Below are 18,620 nucleotides of genomic sequence, written 5' to 3'. Positions count from 1 at the left end.
GGCGTCGACGGTATCGGCGCGACCTACGGCGTCCTCAGCACGAGGAGGAACTGACCGCCTCCGGGCTGCACCTCGGCGATGACCGGCCAGCCCGGACGCAGCCGGGAGAGCCGGTCCACCAGCCAGGCCGCGGCGGCGGCGCCGTCGGCCTGGCTGGGGCAGCGGGCCACGACCTCGCGGCCGCCCTTGCGCTCGAGGCGCTCCACGGCGGCGAGGATCGGCGCCGGCTCCACGAGGAAGAGCGCGACGGACCAGGGCACGACCGCCGCCACCGCCCCCTTGCGGGTGTTGCAGCCCCGGTGAGCCAGCCGCTCCTCGCCGCCCTCGGCCCGGTTCTTGGCCTTGGCCTTGCTCTTGGCCCGGGTGGTGAGGCTGTCGATGCTCGGACCGCGTGGGTCGTTGACCGACATGTCGGGGTCGACGGGCTCGTCGCAGAGCCAGCACCGCCAACCGTCGCGCTCGGCGACCTCCTGGAGTCGGCTCACCGGGACCCGATCAGACGATCTCGCTGATCTGCATCACCGGGGCGATCGTCGTGTAGTTGGGCACGTCGCCCTGGACCTCGGCGGTGCCTTCACCACCCAGAGCGGCCCCCATGGCCTCCATCGACTCGAACGTGAAGTGGACGGCGGCTTCGTAGGGACCGTCGATGCCCTTGTCGATGTCGGCGGACTCGAGCCCCCACTTGGCCAGGGCCAGCGGCACGTGGCTGTCGCGGTAGTAGTCGTGGTCGAAGGTGGCCCCGTCGGTCTTGGGGTACAGCACGCTCAGGCGGATCATCGCAGCGGTCGTCCTCTCGTCGTGGCGGTCGTCGGTCCCCGGTGATCGGGGGCGCCCGCGCCGTAGTCTGCCGTGCCCCACACGCCTGTGCTCACGGCTGCGGCCACGGGTCGGCGACGGGGCCGGCTCGGAACGCGACGGCGGCCACCGGGCCCGGACGGTCAGCCCCAGGGGAGCTCGACGCCGCGCACGACCAGCAGGGTGGCCAGCGGATCGGTGGAGCTGACCGTCACGTCGAGGCGCAGGCGCGCCACGTCGACGCCGCTGCGGTCGACCCAGGCCTCGATCGCCGCGGCGACGGCCCCGGGGTCGAGGTCACCGGCGTCGGCGTCGATCAGCACCACCGGCACCGTCACCGGTGGCACCCCCGGAGCGTCACGGACGATGTCGAACTCGGCCTGGACGCTGATGCGGATCCGCCGGGGCACGGTGGACTCGGGACCCGCGCCCGTGACGGCGGCGAGACGCTCGATGCGGGTGACCAACGGCGCGGGCTCGTCGAACCCGGCGGCGGCGACGACGGACGCCGGGTCGGGGCGCAGCGAGGGCAGCACCGGGACGGACACGACCCAGCCGTACGGATCCGGACAGGGTGCCGCCTTCACCTCGTCGGTCCCGGAGCCGCGCCACCTGACCTCACCGCCCGGGGGCACGCAGCCGAGCTCGGTCTCCCACCGACGTTCGACGCCCTCACCCTCGAGGCGGCGGACCTGGGCGGAGACCCGGGTCACCGAGCCGATGTCGAACGGGCCGGCGGCGACGGTGACGCGCACCCCTTCGCCCTCCGGCTGCTGGTCGACCAGCCGCACGGCCTCGGCTGGGTCGGCGTCGACCAGCCGAGCCCCGCCGGCGGACGCCTCGGCCACCACGACGAGCGGGCGGGCGTCGGCGACACCGGGGGTGTTGACGTCGACCTCGTAGCGGCCATCGGACGGAAGGAGGACCTCGAGGTCGGCCACGAACCGCGACGGGGGCTCGGGCTCGCCGGCGAGGCCCACGCCCAGGATCGAGGGCGTCGGCGGCGCCGCTCGCAAGGCCGACGCCACCTCGTCGTCCTCGCGGTCGAGCACCGGCCCGCCGAGGTCGCGAGCGGCCGGCACGGCCACGGCGCCCTCGTCCTCGGGCACCACCGAGAGCGACCAGTCGTCGAAGGTGGCGGGCGGAGGCTCGCCGACGGGCTCGCCCGACACCCACACCGAGCCCTCGTCGTGAGCCTCGAGCTCGGCGTCGTCCAGCTCGAAGGCCACCTCGGCGGCGCGCAGGGTGACGACGGCGTCGGGGGCGCCCATGTCGTTCTCGGTCTCGGCCCACCGCCCCACCAGGTCCTGGGGGCGTACCGGGCTCGCCTCGTCGGCGTCGCCGCTGGTCGCCGGGGCCATCGCGACCTCCGGCCCGGTGCGCAGGTGCAGCACGACCCGGCCGTCGTCGGTGTGGTGCAGGAGGCCCACGTCACCGGCGAAGGTGAGCGGCGCGCCGGCGTCGTCGGCCCGGTCCGCCGCCACACCGTCCCCACCGGAGGTGCACCCCGCCAGCACGGCCGACCCGAGCACGACGAGGAGGAAGGGTCGGAGAATGGGCACCCAGTGGATTCGACGCATGACCCGACCATGGTGGCCCACCGTCGTCATCGGCGCGCCGACCGCGCCCGGGCGGGGAGAGACCGACCCCTGTAACGTTGTGACATGTTCGATCTGAAGATCAGCGGGGGAACGATCGTCGACGGTACGGGCCAGCCCCGCTTCGTCGGCGATGTGGGCATCACCGACGGGCTCATCGCCGCGGTCGGTCCCGATCTCGAGGGCGAGGCCACCGAGACGATGGACGCCACCGGGCTGCTCGTCACCCCCGGGTTCGTCGACATCCACACCCACTACGACGGCCAGGCCACCTGGGACCCGGTGCTCGACCCGTCGGCCAGCCACGGGGTCACCACCGTCGTGGCCGGCAACTGCGGCGTGGGCTTCGCCCCCGTGCGCCCGGGCCAGGAGAACTGGCTGGTCGAGCTCATGGAAGGTGTCGAGGACATCCCCGGCACGGCCCTGCACGAGGGCATCCAGTGGGAGTGGGAGACCTTCGAGCAGTACCTCGACGCCCTCGATCGGCGCGAGTACGCCCTCGACATCGCCGCCTTCATCCCCCACGCCCCGCTGCGGGTGTACGTGATGGGCGAACGGGGCGCCGCCAACGAGCCGGCGACCGCGGACGACATCGCCGAGATGGCGGGCCACGTGCGCCGCGCCATCGAGGCCGGGGCGGTCGGCTTCTCGACCTCGCGCTCGCTCAACCACACCACCCTCGACGGGGATCTGGTGCCCGGCACGTTCGCGGTGGCCGACGAGCTCATCGGGCTGGCCCAGGCCGTGGTCGACGCCGGCGGCGGCCTGTTCGAGGTGGTTCCCACCGGCGAGACGGGCGACGACGCGGGCGTCACCCTCGGCGAGATCGAGCTGCTGGCCCAGGTCTCCAAGGCCACCGGTCTTCCGGTGTCGTTCCTGATGATCCAGTCGATGGGCGCTCCGGAGCTGTGGCGCGAGCAGCTGGAGGCCGTCGAGAAGGCCGTGGCCGACGGCGCCCGCCTCATCCCCCAGGTGGCGGCCCGGCCCGGCGGCATGCTGCTCGGCGTGGCCAGCTACCACGCCCTCATGCGCCGGCCCACCTTCCGCCGCCTCGAGGAGGAGCTCACCTTGGACGAGCTCCTCGCCGAGATGCGCAAGCCCGAGGTGAAGGCCACCATCCTCTCCGAGACCGACCTCCCGGCCGATCCCCACCGCCAGTTCGAGAGCCTCACCGAGAGCGCCCCGTTCATGTTCGGGCTCATGTTCCCGTTGGGCGATCCGCCCGAGTACGAGCCCACCCACGAGCAGTCGATCGCGGGCATCGCCGAGGCCACCGGCCGCGACCCGTGGGACGTCCTCTACGACCACCTCGCCGCCGGCGAGCTGCTCCTCGGCGCGTTCACCAACTACGCCCAGCAGACCCAGGACCCGCTCGAGGCCATGATCGAGCACCCCGACACGGTCATCGGGCTGTCCGACGGTGGCGCCCACGTGAAGATGATCTGCGACGCCTCGGCGCCCACCTACCTGCTCACCCACTGGGCCCGAGACCGTTCGCGTGGCCGCACCCTCTCGCTCGAGACCGTGGTCAACAAGCAGGCGGCCGGCACCGCCGCCGTGGTGGGCCTCACCGACCGGGGCACCATCGAGGTGGGCAAGCGCGCCGACCTCAACGTCATCGACTTCGAGCACCTCACGCTGCACCCGCCCCGTTCGGTCGACGACCTCCCGGCTGGCGGTCGCCGCATCCTCCAGGACGCCACCGGCTACGTGGCCACCATCGTCCTCGGTGTGATCACCCGCCGCGACGGCCACGACACGGGCGCCCGCCCCGGCCGTCTGGTGCGCGCCAGCCACTGATCGCCACCGGCACCCGGCCGGGGCACGACGTCGGTCGTGCCCGGGCCGGCTCCGGCCGGGTCAGGGTCGGGTGACCTCGACCCCTTCGAGATCACCCTGGTTGCGCCACGCCTTCAGGTGGGCGGCGTAGTCGATGATGCTGCCCAGGTAGGCGAGGTTGCGGGCCGACTTCTCGTTCATCGACTGTTCGGAGTTGAGGTAGCCGGGCGTGCAGGTGGCGTTGTACCGAGCCACGCCGGCCACCGTGCCGTAGAGCACCTGGAGCCACTCCTCCTCGGCCTCCCTGGTGGCCTCGACGGTGGCGATGCCCTCCTTCTCGCACTGTGAGATGAGCTCGGCCACGTGGGCCGACGTCTCCCAGAGGTAGTGCACGAAGTTGGTGCCGAACCCACCCTGCACGGTGCTGATCATCATGAGGTTGGGGAACCCGTGGGCCAGCACGCCGTGGAGGGTGTGGGGCCCATCGGCCCAGGCCTCGCTCATGGGCAGGCCGTCGCGGCCCTTGGGGTCGAAGCCGAGGCGATGGTTGTAGTCGGTGGTGACCTCGAAGCCGGAGGCGTAGATCAACAGGTCGACCGGGTACTCGACGCCGTCGACCACCGGGCCCTGCGGCGTGATGCGCTCGACGCCGCGCCCGTCGGTGTCGACGAGGTGCACGTTGGGACGGTTGAACGAGGGCAGGTACTCGTCGTGGAAGCACGGGCGCTTGCAGTTCTGCCCGTACCAGGGCTTGAGCTTCTCCGCCGTCTCCGGGTCGTCGACGATCTCCTCGATCCGGCGGCGGATGCCCTCCATGTTCTCGAAGTCGATGCGCTCGAGCTCGGCGGCCTCCTCCTCGGTCTGGGGGAAGGTCTTGGTGTCCACCCACATCATCTCTGTCCACGCGTCCTGGACCATGTTCTCGTCGGGTTGGGCGCCGGTGACGCAACGGGTGAAGTTCTCGATGCGCTCCCACTGCCAACCTGGTTCGAGGCTCTTGAACCACTCCTCGTCGGTGGGCTTGTTGCCCCGCCAGCCGACGGTGGACGGCGTGCGCTGGAAGACGTACACCTCCTTGGCCGACTCGGCGAGCTTGGGCACGACCTGCACGGAGGTGGCGCCGGTGCCGATGATGCCGACCCGCTTGTCGGCGAGGTTCACCATCGGTTCGAAGGCGCTGCCGCCCGTGTAGGCGTAGTCCCACCGGCTGGTGTGGAAGGCCTTGCCCTCGTAGGTCTCGATGCCCGCGATGCGGGGCAGCTTGGCCTTGTGGAGGACGCCGCCGGCGATGACCAGGAACTTGGCCGACAGCTGGTCGCCCCGGGTGGTGCGGACCTGCCAACGCTGGGCCTCGTCGTCCCATTCGGCGTCGGTGATCTCGGTCTGGAAGAGCGCCCCGCGGTACAGGTCGAAGGTGCGTCCGAGCAGCTGGCAGTAGGCGAAGATCTCGGGGGCCTTGGCGTACTTCTCGGTGGGCATGTAGCCCGTCTCCTCCAACAACGGGAGGTAGACGTAGGACTCGACGTCGCAGGCTGCCCCCGGGTACCGGTTCCAGTACCAGGTGCCGCCGAAGTCGCCGGCCTTCTCGACGATCCGGAAGTCGGTGATGCCGGCCTTGGTGAGGTTGATCCCGGCGAGCATGCCGCCGAAGCCACCGCCGACGATGACCGCCTCGGTCTCCTCGACGACGGGATCACGGGTGAACCCCGGCTCGACGTAGGGGTCGCGGTCGTACTTCTCGTCGATCTCTCGCAGGTCGGCGTACTGGTCGAGCCCTTCGGCCTTGAGGCGCTTGTCGCGCTCGATCCGGTACTTCTCACGCACCTGCTCGAGCGTGGCGGTTCCCGTGGTGACGTCGTCGTGGCTCATGTGCGGTCGTGACCCCTCGGCCGAGCAATATAATGTCGAGCATTAGAACAGGCGACCGGGACGAGGTCAAGCCCCTCGTCCGGGCCGGTGGAGAAGCTAGGCGGGCAGGAGCAACGGCGTCGGGTCGGACCCGCAGACCGGCCGGTCAGCGACCACCCGCCTCGTCGAGGAGCTCCACCACGGCGTCGTCGCTCACCTGGTCGAAGCGGTCGTAGAACTGGCCCACCGCGCCGAAGGGCTCGGGGGTCTGGAGGACCACCACCTCGTCGGCGTCCTCGGCGAAGCGCAGGTGCACGTCGACCGGGGCCACCGGGACGGCCAGCACGACCCGGTCCGCACCGTGGGCCCGAGCCACCCGACATCCGACGCGCGCCGTGGCGCCCGTCGCCACCCCGTCGTCGACCACGAGGACGGTTCGACCAGAGACGTCGAGGCGCGACCGACCCCGGCGGTAGCGGGCCGCCCGCCGCTCCAGCTCCGCCCGTTGGGCGGACTCGACCTGCGCCAGCTCGGCCTCGGAGACCTTCGCCACCCCGAGGACCTCGTCGTTGAGGAACCGCACCCCGTCCTCACCGATCGCGCCCATCGCCAGCTCCGGCTGGAAGGGCACCCCCAGCTTGCGCACGAGGATCACGTCGAGCGGGGCGCCCAGGGCACGGGCCACCTCGGAGGCCACCGGCACCCCTCCTCGGGGGAGCCCCAGCACCACGACGTCGTCACCCAGGCGCGGGCGGAGGGCGTCGGCCAGCTGCTGTCCGGCATCGGTTCGGTCTCGGAACGCCATCACGACCTCCTCCAGGTCCTACTCGACCACCGACCCGGCCCGGCGGCCAAGGGTCGGACGTCACCGTCGCGGACGGCACCGCCTGACCAGCGGAGCGCTACGTGTCGAGGGAGTAGCGGTAGACGTTGGTGTCGCGAGGGACGAAGCCGATGCGCTGGTACAGGCGGTTGGCGGCCTCCCGGCTGGGCCGTGAGGTGAGGTCGACCGTGCGGGCGCCACGGGCGCGGGCCACGTCGAGCGCGTGCCGGTTGAGGTGCTCGCCGACCCCCTGACCCCGGGCCTCGCCGTCGACGACGACGTCCTCGATCCAGGCCCGCACCCCCGTGGGGATGCGGAACCACGCCAGCGTCAGGCTGCCGAGGATGCGATCGCCGGCCTCGCGATCCACGGCCAGGAGCAGCACGCTGGCCTCGGACGACACGATGGCCTGCAGCTCGGCCCCCGACGGGGGCGGGTTCGACGAGGACAGCTGGGGGACGAGCCGCTGGAACGCCTCCACCAGATCGTCGGTGACCTCGGTCGCTTCGATGATCTCGATCTGTGCCACGCCGTCGACGGTACCCGCCGCGACCGACCCGACCGGCGGGTGGGTGCCCACCCCCGGCTCCGAGGGTTGCGGGGGGCGGCCGGATCGGGCTGGGCCGACCCCTCCGATACCCTCGACGCGATGGCTGGTGATCCCGGCGGCCACCCCCGCCACGTCGAACATCTGCTCTGGACCGACCGCCCGGCGCTACGAGAGCCGGTGCTGGTGGTGGCCTTCGGCGGCTGGAGCGATGCCGGGGACGCGGCGTCCACCGCCGTCGAGTTCCTCGCCGACCAGTGGAGCACCCGCTCCTTCGCCTCCATCGACCCCGAGGTCTTCTACGACTTCACCAGCTCGCGGCCCATGGTCCGCTTCGACGAGCACGGGGCCCGCCAGATCGACTGGCCCGAGAACGTCTTCTCGGCGGGCACCGTCCCGGGTGCCGATCTCGACGTGATCACCCTGTCGGGGGTCGAGCCCCAGCTGCGCTGGCGGACCTTCTGCGACCACGTGATCGCCGTCGCCGAGGCCTACGGGGCCCGCATGGTCGTCACCCTCGGCGCCCTACTGGCCGACGTGCCCCACTCCCGGCCCGTGTCGGTGTTCGGTACCGCCTACGACGACGACCTGGTCACCGAGCTCGACCTCGTCCCCTCCCGCTACGAGGGCCCCACCGGGATGACCGGCGTGCTGCACACCGCCTGCCACGAAGCCGGCCTGCGCTCCGCCGGCCTCTGGGCCGCCGTCCCCGCCTACGTGCCGTCGGCCCCCTCCCCCAAGGCGGCGATGGCCCTCGTCGAGCGCACCGCCCAGCTGTTGCAGGTCGGCGTCACCACCACCGAGCTCCAGCTGGCCACGGCCGCCTACGAACGCCAGGTCTCCGAGCTGGTCGACGAGGACGTCGAGACCATCGAGTACGTCGCCCAGCTCGAGGAGCGCTACGACAGCGAGCCCGACGCCATCAACGACGGCGTGAGCCTGGTCGACGAGGTCGAGCGCTTCCTGCGCGACCAGGACTGACGGTGGCCCCGGTCCTGGCCGCAGGGCCGGGGCCGGCACCCGGTCGCCGGTCGCCGGTCAGATGTCGTGCATGCCGCGCCAGGTGGGCCGGCGGGGCCGGTCGTAGTGCACGTCGACGGGCTCGCCGCTGAGCGCCTGACGGGCGATCTCGCCCCACTGGTCCACGCCGACCGTGTGCTCGGGAAGGGCGTCGAGGGAGAACCACCCCACGTCGCGGCACTCCAGCGGGTGAGCCGCCAGCTCACCGCCCGTGGCCCGGCAGTGGAACACGAGCGAGTAGAGCGGGATGCGGGTGAAGCCCTGCCGCAGCCCGTCGAGCACGGCGACGAGCTGCACCACCTCGCAGTCGATGCCGGTCTCCTCGGCCACCTCCTTGACCGCCACCTCCGACGCCGAGTACCCGATGTCGGCCCACCCGGTCGGGTAGAGCCACACGCCGGAATCGGACCGCTGCACCAGGAGGATCTCGCCGGCGTCGTTGCCCACCACCGCGCCCACGGCCACCTTGGGGGTCTGGTAGCCGGGCACCCCCTCGCCCACGGACCGCATCCACTCGTGCACCAACGACGCCGCGTCGTACGGGCTGCCGGCGGCCACCCGCATGTCGGCGGCCACGGACAGCACCTCCTCGAAGCGCTCCTGCTCGTAGAGGCTCTGGGTGAAGCCCAGACCGGTGCGGGCGATGCCGGCGAGGGCCTCGCTCCACCGCACCAGGTCCTGCGGGGTGACCGGCTGCTCGCCGGGGGCCGCGTCGCTCATCCTCCGAACGCTACCGGGGCAGCCCTCAGGGGGCCTCGCCGAGGGCGAAGAGCAGGGCCCGCTCGATCTCGGCGAGGTAGGTGGCGTCGGTGACCTTGCGACCCTCGTTGTCGAGCACGTAGAAGGAGTCGACCGCGTCGGTGCCGAGCGTCTGGATCTTGGCCGATGTGAGGTCGAGGTCGAGCTCGTGCAGGGCCCGGGTGATGCGCCACAGCACGCCCATGGCGTCGGGGGCGTGGACCTCGAGCACGGTGGCCGCGTGGGACAGATCGTTGTCGACGATCACCTCGGGGTGGGTGACCAGGCCGGGCAGCCGCCGGGGTCGGGCGTACACGCGGGCCCGTTCGGCCAGGCGGGCCTCCAGGGCCAGGCGCCCGTCGAGGGCTCGTTCGAGGTCGCGCACCACGCGGTCCCACGGCACGGTCGAGCCGTAGTTCGGCTCCACCCGGAAGGCCTCGAGGGCCATGTCGTCCTCGTCGGTGGTGGCGGCGGCCTCGAGCACCGTGAGCCCGTGCAGGGAGAGCACGCCGGCCACCCGGGCGAACAGGCCCGGCCGATCGGGGGAGACGACGGTGAGGCGGTCGTCGACCCCTTCGATGATGCGCCGACGTTGGGCCAGCAGCGCCAGGTGGTGAGGGTTGGGGAAGGCGGCGTCGGCGACGTCCGCCAGCTGGCCGCCGTCGAGCACGTGGGAGACGCGCGCGACCAGGACCCCGACCAGCTCTTCCTTCCAGGAGCCCCAGGCGGCCGGGCCCGTGGCCAGCGAGTCGGCTTCGGTCAGCCCGTGCAGGAGGCGCAGGGTGACGAGGTCGCCCACCGCCTCGGCCACGTGGTCGATGGTGCCGTCGTCGGAGAGGTCGCGCCGGGTGGCCACGTCGGGGAGGAGCAGGTGATGGCGCACCATCTGCTGGAGCAGGGCGGTGTCGGTGGCGGTGAAGCCCATGCGGGGCGCCATCTCCCCGACGATGTCGATGCCCACCTCGGTGTGGTCGCCGGGGAAGCCCTTGCCGATGTCGTGCAGCAGCGTGCCCACCACCAACAGGTCGGCCCGGTCGACGCGGTCCACCAGCGCGGCGGCGTTGGCCGCCGCCTCGCACAGGTGCCGGTCGACGGTGAAGCGGTGGTAGGCGTTGCGCTGCGGCTTGCAGCGCACGGCAGCCCACTCGGGAACGATCGGTTCCCACAGGGCGCGCTGGTCGAGGGTCTCCACCACGTCGACCGCGGGCCGGCCGGCCAGGAACAGCTCGACGAACAGCCGGCGGGCCGCTTCGGGCCAGGGCACCGGGAGCGGCGGGCAGGCGGCCAGGCGGCGCAAGGTGTCGCGCTCGATGCGGGCCTCGTGGCGGGCCGCGGCCACCGCCACCCGCAACGGCAGCAAGGGCTCCGACTCCGGATCGGCGCCCAGGGCCAGCTGCACGGTGCCCTCCCGCAGCAGGACCCCGGGGGCCACGTCGCGGTCACGGAACAACCGGCGCCGGAACGGGCCCTCGAGCGAGGAGTCGACCCGGGCCCAGAGGTCGTCGCTGACCCAGGCGATGGCGCGCGCCGCGGTGGAGACGTCGCGCATGAGGTCGTCGGCATCGAGGTACCCCAACGCGTCGGCCACCCCGTCTTGCTCCTCGAGCGACAACCGGTCGCCGGGGCGGCCCGTGCGGCGGTGCAGCTCGACCCGGGTGGCGAGGAGGGTGCGGTAGGCGGTGTCGAGGTCGGCCTCGTCGCCGGGCAGCAGGTTGGCCTGGGCCTTCTCGGCCCACCCGATGGCGTGCACGTCGCGGAGGCCGCCCCGCCCGTCCTTGAGGTCCGGTTCCAGGAGGAAGGCCACCTCGCCCGCCCGCCCGTGACGGCTCACCACCGTGGCCGACAGCTGCTCGAGCCAGCGCCGGCTGCGCTTCTGCCAGAGGGCCAGGCCCTTGTCGGCCAGCTCGGCGGCCAGGTCGGCGTCGCCGGCCAGGCCACGCACGGTGAGCACCGACGTGGCCGTGTCGAGGTCGGTGCTGGCCAGCGACAAGGTGTCCTTCACGGTGCGCACGGCGTGGCCCAGCTTGAGGCCCTCGTCCCAGATCGGGTACCAGAAGCGCTCGGCCAGGTCGGCGACGTCGAGGCTCGGGTCGTGCAGGAGCAGGACGTCGATGTCGCTGCCAGGGGCGAGCTCGGCCCGGCCGTAGCCGCCCACGGCCACGAGGGCGGCTCCTTCGGAGGGTCCGTCGGCGTGGTCCCACAGGGCGGCCAGCCACTCGTCGGTGCGCTCCGACAGGGCGCGGCAGAGCTCGAAGCCCCGCAGAGCGGGGTCGTCGAGGAGGTGTTGGCGGTCGAGGCGGGGGGTCACGGGAGGGGGAATCAGACGGCGTCGGGGCCGAGCTCGCCGGTGCGGATGCGCACGATGCGCTCGACCGGGGTCACCCACACCTTGCCGTCGCCGATCTGCCCGGTGCGAGCCGTCTCGCACACCACGTCGACGACCCGGTCGACGTCGGTGTCGTCGACGACGATCTCGATGCGGACCTTGGGCAGCAGGTCGACCACGTACTCGGCCCCCCGGTACGTCTCGGTCTTGCCGCCCTGCCGGCCGAAGCCCTTGACCTCCTCGACGGTGAGACCCTGCACCCCGGCGTCCTTGAGGGCCTGCTTCACGTCGTCGAGCGTGTGCGGCTTGATGATGGCGGTGACCAGCTTCATGTCGCGCAGTCTCTCGCGTCCGCGCCCCCGCCGCCCCCTCGGCCGGCGGACCGGTGGCCGATCACCACCCCCAGGTCCCGGGGGCGCCCTTGAACGGGCCCACCACCTTCGAGGTGATCCAGCCCCCGTAGAAGTCGCCGTCGTTGGCCTGCACCCGCTCGCCGTCGACCCAGCAGGCGTCCACCAGCTGCGGGTAGAAGGCCAGGTGCCCGGCGATCGCCTCGAAGCCCGGCCTCGGTTCGGGGTAGCTCCACGCGGCGTCGGGCACGACCAGGTCGCCCACGGCCAGCGACCAGTAGGAGGCCCGCCCCTTCCACTCGCAGCTCGTGTGGCGATCGGACGGGACCAACAGCGAGGTGTCGACGTCGTCGACGGGCAGGTAGTAGCCGGGCGCCTGGCTGGTCTCGAGCACCCGAACCGGATGCCGGGTGTCGGCCAGCACCCGCCCGGCGAGCTCGACGACGACGTGGGCGGTGGTGGGATCGACGCGGGGCGGGCGGGGGTAGTCCCAGACCGACTCCTGCCCCGGACCGGGTTCGATGCGTCGCCGTGGCGTCATGTGGACCACCATGGGGGCCGATGGGCGACGATGCCAAGCCGAGCGGACCATCGGCCGACGACCTGGCCGCCATGGCCCGGTACGCCGGCGAGCTGGCCGACGGGCTGGCCGAGGCCGTGCCCGCCTGGGTGCGGCGCTGCGTCGAGACGGTGTACGTCGAGCGGATGCTCCGCCGGCCCCCCGACGAGGTGGCCACGGCGGCCGAACGGGCGGCGGCCGCGGCGGCGGACGACGTCGTGCCCCGGATCCGGACCCTGCTGGCCGCCGACATCGACGACCAGACGACCAACCCGCTGTCGCTGGTGCGCCCGGCCGTGCGCCATCCCACCGAGGTGCTGCGGGCGGCAGGGGTGCCGCCCGCGCCTCGCGACGACATGGCCCGTCGGCAGTTCCCCGACGACGTCTACGACCTGACGCCCGCCTCATTCGCCGAGCTCGACCCGGCCCTGCACGAGCCGGGCCTGCGCTGGGGTGCCGCCAAGGCCCACGTCCACCTCGCCCGGCGACGCGCCGAGGGCCGACGGTGAGCGATCCCGGCGGCGTCGTCGTCCTGGTCCGCGACCTCATGGACCGGTCACGGTTCGGTGGTCTGCCGGCGCGTGGGGTGGACGTGCGCTTCGTCAGTGACGCCACGGCGCTGGCCGAGGTCCTCGGCACCGCCGGAGCCACGAGCAACACCGTCGTGGTCGACCTGGCCACCCCGGACGCCCTCGACGCCATCGCCGCGGCGGCGGGGGCGGCAGGCACCCACCGGGTGCTGGCCTTCGGGAGCCACGTCGACCGCGAGCGGCTCGACCGGGCCCACGCCGCCGGGGCCGAGGTCTTCGCCCGCTCCGCCTTCTTCGCCCGACTGGACGACCTGATCCACTAGGGCTCTCGGACCCTGGGGGACGGGCGGGCACCCCGGTACGGTCGGGGGTATGACAGAACGCCTGGTGGTGATCGGTGGGGACGCGGGTGGCATGGCCGCGGCCTCCGGAGTGCGTCGGGCCCGCCCCGACCTCGAGATCGTGGTCCTCGAGAAGGGGGTCCGCACCAGCTACGCCGCGTGTGGCATCCCGTACCACGTGAGCGGCGAGGTCGACGACGTCGAGTCGCTGGTGGCCCGGGCCCCGGAGGTGTTCCGCGCCAAGCAGGACATCGACGTGCGGCTCCGGCACGAGGCGATGGCCATCGACCTCGGCGCCCGCACCGTGGAGGCGCGCGACCTCGAGGGCGGTGAGACGGTCACCCTCGGCTTCGACCAGCTCATGATCGGCACCGGGGCCCGCCCCATCGCCCCACCGTGGAGCGGGATCGGGCAGCCCGGGGTGCACCTCGTGCACACCCTGGCCGATGCCTCGGCCATCGCCGCGCTGGCCACCGACGTCGAGGGCCGACGGGTGGCGGTCGTGGGCGGCGGCTACATCGGCGTGGAGATGGCCGAGGCCTTCGTGCAGCGCGGCGCCCGGGTCACCGTCTACGACATGGCCCCCCAGCTCCTGCGCAACCTCGACCCGGACATGGCCGCACTGGTCGGCGACGCCGCCGAGGGCCACGGCATCGAGCTCCGCCTCGGTCAGCCGGTCGTCGACGTGGAGCCCGGACGCGTCATCGGACAGCAAGACAGCCACGAGGCCGACCTGATCGTCCTCGGCCTCGGTGTCACCCCCAACGGGGAGCTGGCGGGCGCCGCCGGGCTCACCACGGGTGTCCGCGGGGCCATCTCGGTCGACGACCACCAGCGCACCTCCGCCGAGGGCGTCTACGCCGCCGGCGACTGCTGCGAGTCGCACCACCGCGTCACCGGCCAGCCGACGTGGATCGCGCTGGGGACGGTGGCCAACAAGGCGGCCCGGGTGGCCGGCATCAACCTCGGCGGCGGCGACGCCCGCTTCCCAGGGGTGCTGGGCACGGCCATCACCCGGCTCTTCGACACCGAGATCGCCCGCACCGGGCTCACCGAGGTCGAGGCCCTCGCCGCCGGGTTCGACCCGGTGGCCACCACGGTCAGGGCCAGCACCCGAGCCCACTACTTCCCGGGCAACGGCCCCGTGCACGTGAAGCTGGTCCACGATCGGGGCGACCGGCGCCTCCTCGGCGGCCAGATCGTGGGGGCGCCCGGTGCCGGCAAGCGCATCGACACCATCGCCACCGCCCTGTGGGCCGAGATGAGCGTCGACGACCTCGTCTACCTCGACCTGGCCTATGCCCCGCCGTTCTCCCCGGTGTGGGACCCGGTCAACACCGCCGCCCGCCAAGCCGAGTGACCGCGACTCTGGCGGCGCGGAGCGCCGCGGTGCGGCGGGGTCGCTGGCGCTCCCATCCGCCGCCCGACCGGGGCCCGCACTCGACTCCCGAATCGGACATCCCCACCGTGGGCCGTGCCTGACGACCGACCGGTCAGGGTCGTAGGGCGTCGTTGAGGTTGCCGGAGCGGAGGCCCTCGAGGTCGACGGTCACGTAGCGGTAGCCGGCCCGACGCACGGCGGCCACCACCGCCTCGCGCTGGTCCAGCAGGCGGGGCAGGTCGGCCACCGGCACCTCGATGCGGGCGGTGTCGTCGTAGTGGCGCACCCGGAGCTCGGCGAACCCGAGCTCGCGCACGGCGGCCTCGGCCCGCTCGACCCGACCCAGGACGGCCACGGTGACGCCGGTGCCGTAGGGCACCCGAGAGGCCAGGCAGGCCGCCGCCGGCTTGTCCCAGGTGCGCAGTCCCAGGTGACGTGACACCTCACGGACCATGGCCTTGGTGAGGCCCGCCTCGACGAAGGGGAACACGGCCCCGGCGTCGGCCGCCGCCCGCTGACCCGGCCGGTGGTCGCCCAGGTCGTCGAGGTTGACCCCGAGCACCACGGTGGCCTCCTCCTCCGCGGCGAGCGGCGCCACCGCGTCCATCAGGGCGGACTTGCAGTGGAAGCACCGGTCGCCGTCGTTGCCCCGGTAGGCGGCGTCGGCCATCTCGTCGGTGGCCACCTCGTGCCACCGCAGCCCCCACTCGGCCGCGAGGGCCCGGCAATCGTCGTGCTCGGCGCCGGCCAGCGACGGCGACACGGCGGTGACCACCAGGCAGCGATCGGGCCCGAGCGTGGTGTGGGCGACCTGCGCCAGCAGGGACGAGTCGGCTCCTCCGCTGAAGGCCACCACCACCCGTTCGAGGTGGACCAGCTCACGTCGCAGACGATCGAGGGCGTGGTCGACGGCGGCGACGGGGCCGCGACGCAGGTCAGTCGACACCGAGGCGGGCGAGGACCTCGCCGACCGGCGCCACCATGCCGGTGTAGAAGGGACCGAAGTCGGCGTAGACGGCCGACGCCCGATCGAAGCGCATGGTGTAGACGACCTCCTTGAGGTCGTCGGGGTTCACGGCGAAGAGCGTGACCCCCCACTCGTAGTCGTCGAGGCCGGCGGACCCGGTGACGACCTGCAGCACCCGCCCGGCGAAGGTGCGACCCGACGCGCCGTGCTCGTACATGAGCTCCTTGCGCTCGTCGTAGGGCAGGGTGAACCAGTTGGCGTCGGCCTCGCGTCGCTTCGACATCGGGTAGAAGCACCACGAAGGCTTGCCCTCGGGCGGCAGCTGGGGGTGTAGGCGGGCCTGCTTCATCTGGTCGGGCACGCCCTGGGCGTACTCGGACAGCTCGGTGAGCGAGACGTAGGAGTCGCAGATCTCGAGCCCGGCGTCGGCGAGGGCGGCCTGCAGCTCGCGCAGGCGCCACAGGTCGGCATCGAGGGCCATGACGGCGAGGTCGGCCTTGTGGCCGAGCACGGCCACGGTGACGACCTGCACGCCGTCGCCCTGCGCCTTCTCGACGGCGGCGGACACGGCGTCGGCCTCGGTGAGCGGCGTCACCCTGCAGAACAGGTGCACCACCCCCAGGCCGACCGAGGGGGACACGGGATCACTCACACGCCCCACTCTACGGGGCGCTCAGCGAGGGTCGTCGGGCGCCCGCTCGACGGTGACCACGGCGTTGTAGTCGGGCACGCGGGAGACGGGGTCGCGGTGGTCGGCGCCGGCCCCGATCACCACGTTGCCTTCGGGCCAGTGGACCTGGAGGGTGCGCGCCGGCAGCCGGGCCAGGTGGACCCGACCGAGGTACTCGCCGACCTCGTTGCGCAACAGCACCCGGTCGCCCTCGTCGAGGCCCAGGGCGGCGGCGTCGGCGTCGTCGATGTACACCGCGTCGCGTCCGGCGCCGGTGAGGGGGTCGATCTCGCCGAAGACCATGGAGTTGAACTGCTTGCCGCGCCGGGTGGCCACGGTGAAGGTGCCCGGGGCGAGGTCGTGGGTGGGCGGGGAGAGAGGGGTGAAGCGGCCGCGGCCCGACGGCGTGGGGAACACGCCGTCGGCGCAGAGGTGGCGCCCGCCCCACTGCACGGCGTCACCCGTCCGCTCGAGGTGCTCGATGCCGGCGTAGGCGGGCACGACCTCGGCGATCTCGGCGCGCAGGGCCCGGTTGTCGGGCCAGGCGAAGAACGGTGCGAGCTCGGGGTCGACCCGTTGGGCGACGTCGCCGAAGAGGCGCCACTCGCTGCGGGCCAGGCCGACCTGGCGGGGGATCTCGGGCGAGAAGGCGATGCGCCGCTCGGTCGTGGTCTCGGTGCCCCCGCCCTCTTGCTCGTAGCGGGTGGCGACGGGAAGGAGGATGACGTCGTCGCCGGGCACCAGCATCTGGGAGCTCACGACGATGTCCTGGTGGACGCGCAGGGGCACGGTGGCCAGGGCGGCCTCGATCCGGACGGGATCGGGGAGCACGTCGAGGAAGTTCCCGCCCGACATCCACAGCACGTCGAGCTCGCCGCGTTCGGCGGCCTCGGGCATCTCGGCGGCGGTCAGCCCGGCATGGGCGGGCACGGGGAAGCCCCACTGGGCGGAGAGCGCCGCCGCGCTGGTGTCGTCGGGGAGCACCCCACCCGGCAGCGCGGTGGCGTAGGCCCCCATCTCGGCGCCCCCCTGCACACCGGAGTGGCCGCGCAGGGGCATGAGGCCGGCCCCGTCGCGCCCCACGTTGCCCCGGGCCAGGCCCAGGTTCACGATGGCCTGCACCCCGCTCTCGGCGCGGCGGTGCTGGGTGATGCCCATCGACCACAACAAGATGGCCGACGACGCGGCCTGGTACTCGTCGACGAAGGCCTCGACCTGGGCGAGGGTGAGCCCGGCGTCGAGCAACAGGTCGTGCATGGGCTGGGCGTCGAGGGCGGCGACGAGCTCGTCCCACCCCTCGGTGTGGGCGTCGACGAAGTCGCGGTCGACGGCGTCGCGCTCGATCAGGACCTTGAGGGCGGCGTTGGCGAAGGCCACGTCGCCACCGGGGCGCACCGGCACGTGCAGGTCGCACATCTGGGTGCCGAACAGGGCGGACTCGGCGTTGGACGGCACCCAGTAGCGGTCGAGGCCGGGTTCGAGGTACGGGTTCACGACCACGACCCGGCACCCGCGCTTGCGGGCCAGGAAGAGGTACTTCATGAACACGGGCTGGTTGTTGGCCGGGTTGGCCCCCCAGATGACGACCAGGTCGCTCTCGATCACGTCCTGCAACGAGCACGTGGTGGCCGCCACCCCGACGGTGGCCTTGAGCGCGGTGGTCGACGGGGCGTGGCAGACGCGCGCCGCGGAGTCGACGTTGGCGATGCCCAACGCCCGCGCCGCCTTGCCGGCCACGTAGTAGCTCTCGTTGGTGAGGCCCCGGCTGGTGAGGAACAGCGCCGACCGTTCGGGGCCGGCGGCGCGCAGGCCGTCGGCCAGCGCGCCGAGGGCCTCGTCCCACGTGATCGGCCGGAACCCGGCCTCACCCCGTCGCCGGCGCATGGGGTGTCCGAGGCGACCCAGGTCGCGCAGCTCGGCTCCGGTGCGCGACCGCAGGGCCTCGGCATCGGCCAGGACCGACGGATCGAGCGGATCGGCGCAGTTGACCTCGAGCAGCCGCAGTCGGGTGGTGCACAGGTGCACGCCGTCGATGGTCCAGTCGTGCAATCCGGCCACACCGAGGGCGCAGCCGTCGCACACCCCCTGGGTGAGCAGCTTCCAGGCGTACCCGGCGCTCTTGCGGTTGAGCCAGGCGATGCGGGCCATGTCGCCGAAGTGGTTGGGCTTCTGCTCCCCGATGCCGTTGGGCCGGGGACCGACCCACAGCTCGGGGGTGATCGGGAGGCGGTCGCTGAGTCGGGCCGCCACGCGGCGGGCGCGACCGGCCGGCCGGGGGCGGTCCGTCGCTCGGGGGCGGTCGGTGGGTCGGGGGCGGTCGGACGAGGCGGGCACCGGGGAGCTCC

The 18,620-nt window shown here is 72.9% G+C and carries 17 protein-coding genes and 1 pseudogene; 5 read left to right on the top strand and 13 right to left on the bottom strand.

What is annotated here, in order from left to right; genetic code table 11:
* Positions 1-23: 23 nt before the first annotated feature.
* The 3 genes from LUW87_RS12920 to LUW87_RS12910 all read right to left on the bottom strand — a co-directional run bounded on the left by LUW87_RS12920 (position 24) and on the right by LUW87_RS12910 (position 2,378).
* The gene (locus tag LUW87_RS12920; protein WP_232671588.1) at positions 24-485 is read right to left on the bottom strand and encodes a hypothetical protein; all 462 of its coding nucleotides are present in this window, start codon (positions 483-485) and stop codon (positions 24-26) included.
* Positions 486-495: 10 nt separating this feature from the next.
* Entirely contained in the window at positions 496-780 is a 285-nt protein-coding gene (locus LUW87_RS12915) for an EthD family reductase (RefSeq protein ID WP_232671587.1), read from the bottom strand.
* A gap of 161 nt (positions 781-941) precedes the next feature.
* Complete coding sequence (locus LUW87_RS12910) at positions 942-2,378, bottom strand: hypothetical protein (protein ID WP_232671586.1); 1,437 nt, start codon at positions 2,376-2,378, stop codon at positions 942-944.
* An 84-nt stretch (positions 2,379-2,462) separates the two neighbouring features.
* On the opposite strand from LUW87_RS12910, the gene LUW87_RS12905 reads away from it, so the two are divergent.
* A complete protein-coding gene (locus LUW87_RS12905; RefSeq protein ID WP_232671585.1) occupies positions 2,463-4,196 on the top strand; it encodes an N-acyl-D-amino-acid deacylase family protein in 1,734 nt (577 codons plus the stop codon).
* Positions 4,197-4,256: 60 nt separating this feature from the next.
* On the opposite strand, the gene LUW87_RS12900 is transcribed toward LUW87_RS12905, so the two are convergent.
* The 3 genes and pseudogenes from LUW87_RS12900 to LUW87_RS12890 form a co-directional block, all read right to left on the bottom strand.
* Entirely contained in the window at positions 4,257-6,044 is a 1,788-nt protein-coding gene (locus tag LUW87_RS12900; RefSeq protein ID WP_232671584.1) for a flavin-containing monooxygenase, read from the bottom strand.
* Between the two features lie 157 nt (positions 6,045-6,201).
* Positions 6,202-6,831, bottom strand: a pseudogene (locus LUW87_RS12895) (phosphoribosyltransferase); the annotation flags it as partial.
* Positions 6,832-6,925: 94 nt separating this feature from the next.
* Entirely contained in the window at positions 6,926-7,375 is a 450-nt protein-coding gene (locus tag LUW87_RS12890) for a GNAT family N-acetyltransferase (protein ID WP_232671582.1), read from the bottom strand.
* Between the two features lie 120 nt (positions 7,376-7,495).
* Here LUW87_RS12890 and LUW87_RS12885 point away from each other — a divergent pair, with 120 nt between their 5' ends.
* Positions 7,496-8,374, top strand: a complete 879-nt coding sequence (locus tag LUW87_RS12885) for a PAC2 family protein (RefSeq protein WP_232671581.1) — start codon at positions 7,496-7,498, stop codon at positions 8,372-8,374.
* Between the two features lie 57 nt (positions 8,375-8,431).
* Here LUW87_RS12885 and LUW87_RS12880 read toward each other — a convergent pair whose 3' ends face one another.
* The 4 genes from LUW87_RS12880 to LUW87_RS12865 all read right to left on the bottom strand — a co-directional run bounded on the left by LUW87_RS12880 (position 8,432) and on the right by LUW87_RS12865 (position 12,368).
* A complete protein-coding gene (locus LUW87_RS12880; RefSeq protein ID WP_232671580.1) occupies positions 8,432-9,133 on the bottom strand; it encodes an NUDIX hydrolase N-terminal domain-containing protein in 702 nt (233 codons plus the stop codon).
* A gap of 25 nt (positions 9,134-9,158) precedes the next feature.
* Positions 9,159-11,459: a [protein-PII] uridylyltransferase gene (locus tag LUW87_RS12875; RefSeq protein ID WP_232671579.1), complete on the bottom strand. Its 2,301-nt coding sequence runs from the start codon at positions 11,457-11,459 to the stop codon at positions 9,159-9,161.
* 11 nt (positions 11,460-11,470) lie between these two features.
* On the bottom strand, positions 11,471-11,809 hold the full coding sequence (locus LUW87_RS12870; protein WP_232671578.1) for a P-II family nitrogen regulator: 339 nt from the start codon (positions 11,807-11,809) through the stop codon (positions 11,471-11,473).
* 61 nt (positions 11,810-11,870) lie between these two features.
* Complete coding sequence (locus LUW87_RS12865; RefSeq protein WP_232671577.1) at positions 11,871-12,368, bottom strand: DUF427 domain-containing protein; 498 nt, start codon at positions 12,366-12,368, stop codon at positions 11,871-11,873.
* Positions 12,369-12,388: 20 nt separating this feature from the next.
* Here LUW87_RS12865 and LUW87_RS12860 point away from each other — a divergent pair, with 20 nt between their 5' ends.
* From LUW87_RS12860 to LUW87_RS12850, 3 genes are read left to right on the top strand one after another with little or no spacing between them, the layout of a single operon-like run.
* The gene (locus LUW87_RS12860) at positions 12,389-12,895 is read left to right on the top strand and encodes a hypothetical protein (RefSeq protein ID WP_232671576.1); all 507 of its coding nucleotides are present in this window, start codon (positions 12,389-12,391) and stop codon (positions 12,893-12,895) included.
* Positions 12,892-13,239: a hypothetical protein gene (locus LUW87_RS12855; RefSeq protein ID WP_232671575.1), complete on the top strand. Its 348-nt coding sequence runs from the start codon at positions 12,892-12,894 to the stop codon at positions 13,237-13,239. The genes LUW87_RS12860 and LUW87_RS12855 overlap by 4 nt, the downstream gene beginning before the upstream one ends.
* A 49-nt stretch (positions 13,240-13,288) precedes the next feature.
* Positions 13,289-14,617, top strand: a complete 1,329-nt coding sequence (locus LUW87_RS12850) for an FAD-dependent oxidoreductase (protein ID WP_232671574.1) — start codon at positions 13,289-13,291, stop codon at positions 14,615-14,617.
* Positions 14,618-14,750: 133 nt separating this feature from the next.
* On the opposite strand, the gene larE is transcribed toward LUW87_RS12850, so the two are convergent.
* The 3 genes from larE to LUW87_RS12835 are packed head-to-tail and all read right to left on the bottom strand — an operon-like array spanning position 14,751 to position 18,609.
* Entirely contained in the window at positions 14,751-15,584 is an 834-nt protein-coding gene (gene larE, locus LUW87_RS12845; protein WP_232671573.1) for an ATP-dependent sacrificial sulfur transferase LarE, read from the bottom strand.
* Positions 15,574-16,257, bottom strand: coding sequence for a chlorite dismutase family protein (locus LUW87_RS12840; RefSeq protein ID WP_232671572.1), 684 nt, complete (start codon positions 16,255-16,257; stop codon positions 15,574-15,576). Before LUW87_RS12840 ends, larE begins: the two co-directional genes overlap by 11 nt.
* 21 nt (positions 16,258-16,278) lie before the next feature.
* On the bottom strand, positions 16,279-18,609 hold the full coding sequence (locus tag LUW87_RS12835; RefSeq protein ID WP_232671571.1) for a molybdopterin-dependent oxidoreductase: 2,331 nt from the start codon (positions 18,607-18,609) through the stop codon (positions 16,279-16,281).
* Between the last annotated feature and the right edge of the window lie 11 nt (positions 18,610-18,620).

It is taken from the genome of Rhabdothermincola salaria, from assembly GCF_021246445.1.
Lineage (GTDB): Bacteria > Actinomycetota > Acidimicrobiia > Acidimicrobiales > Acidimicrobilacustridaceae > Rhabdothermincola_A > Rhabdothermincola_A salaria.
The sequence above is the reverse complement of the archived record's forward strand: the minus strand, read 5'-3'. Positions and strand labels throughout refer to the sequence as shown.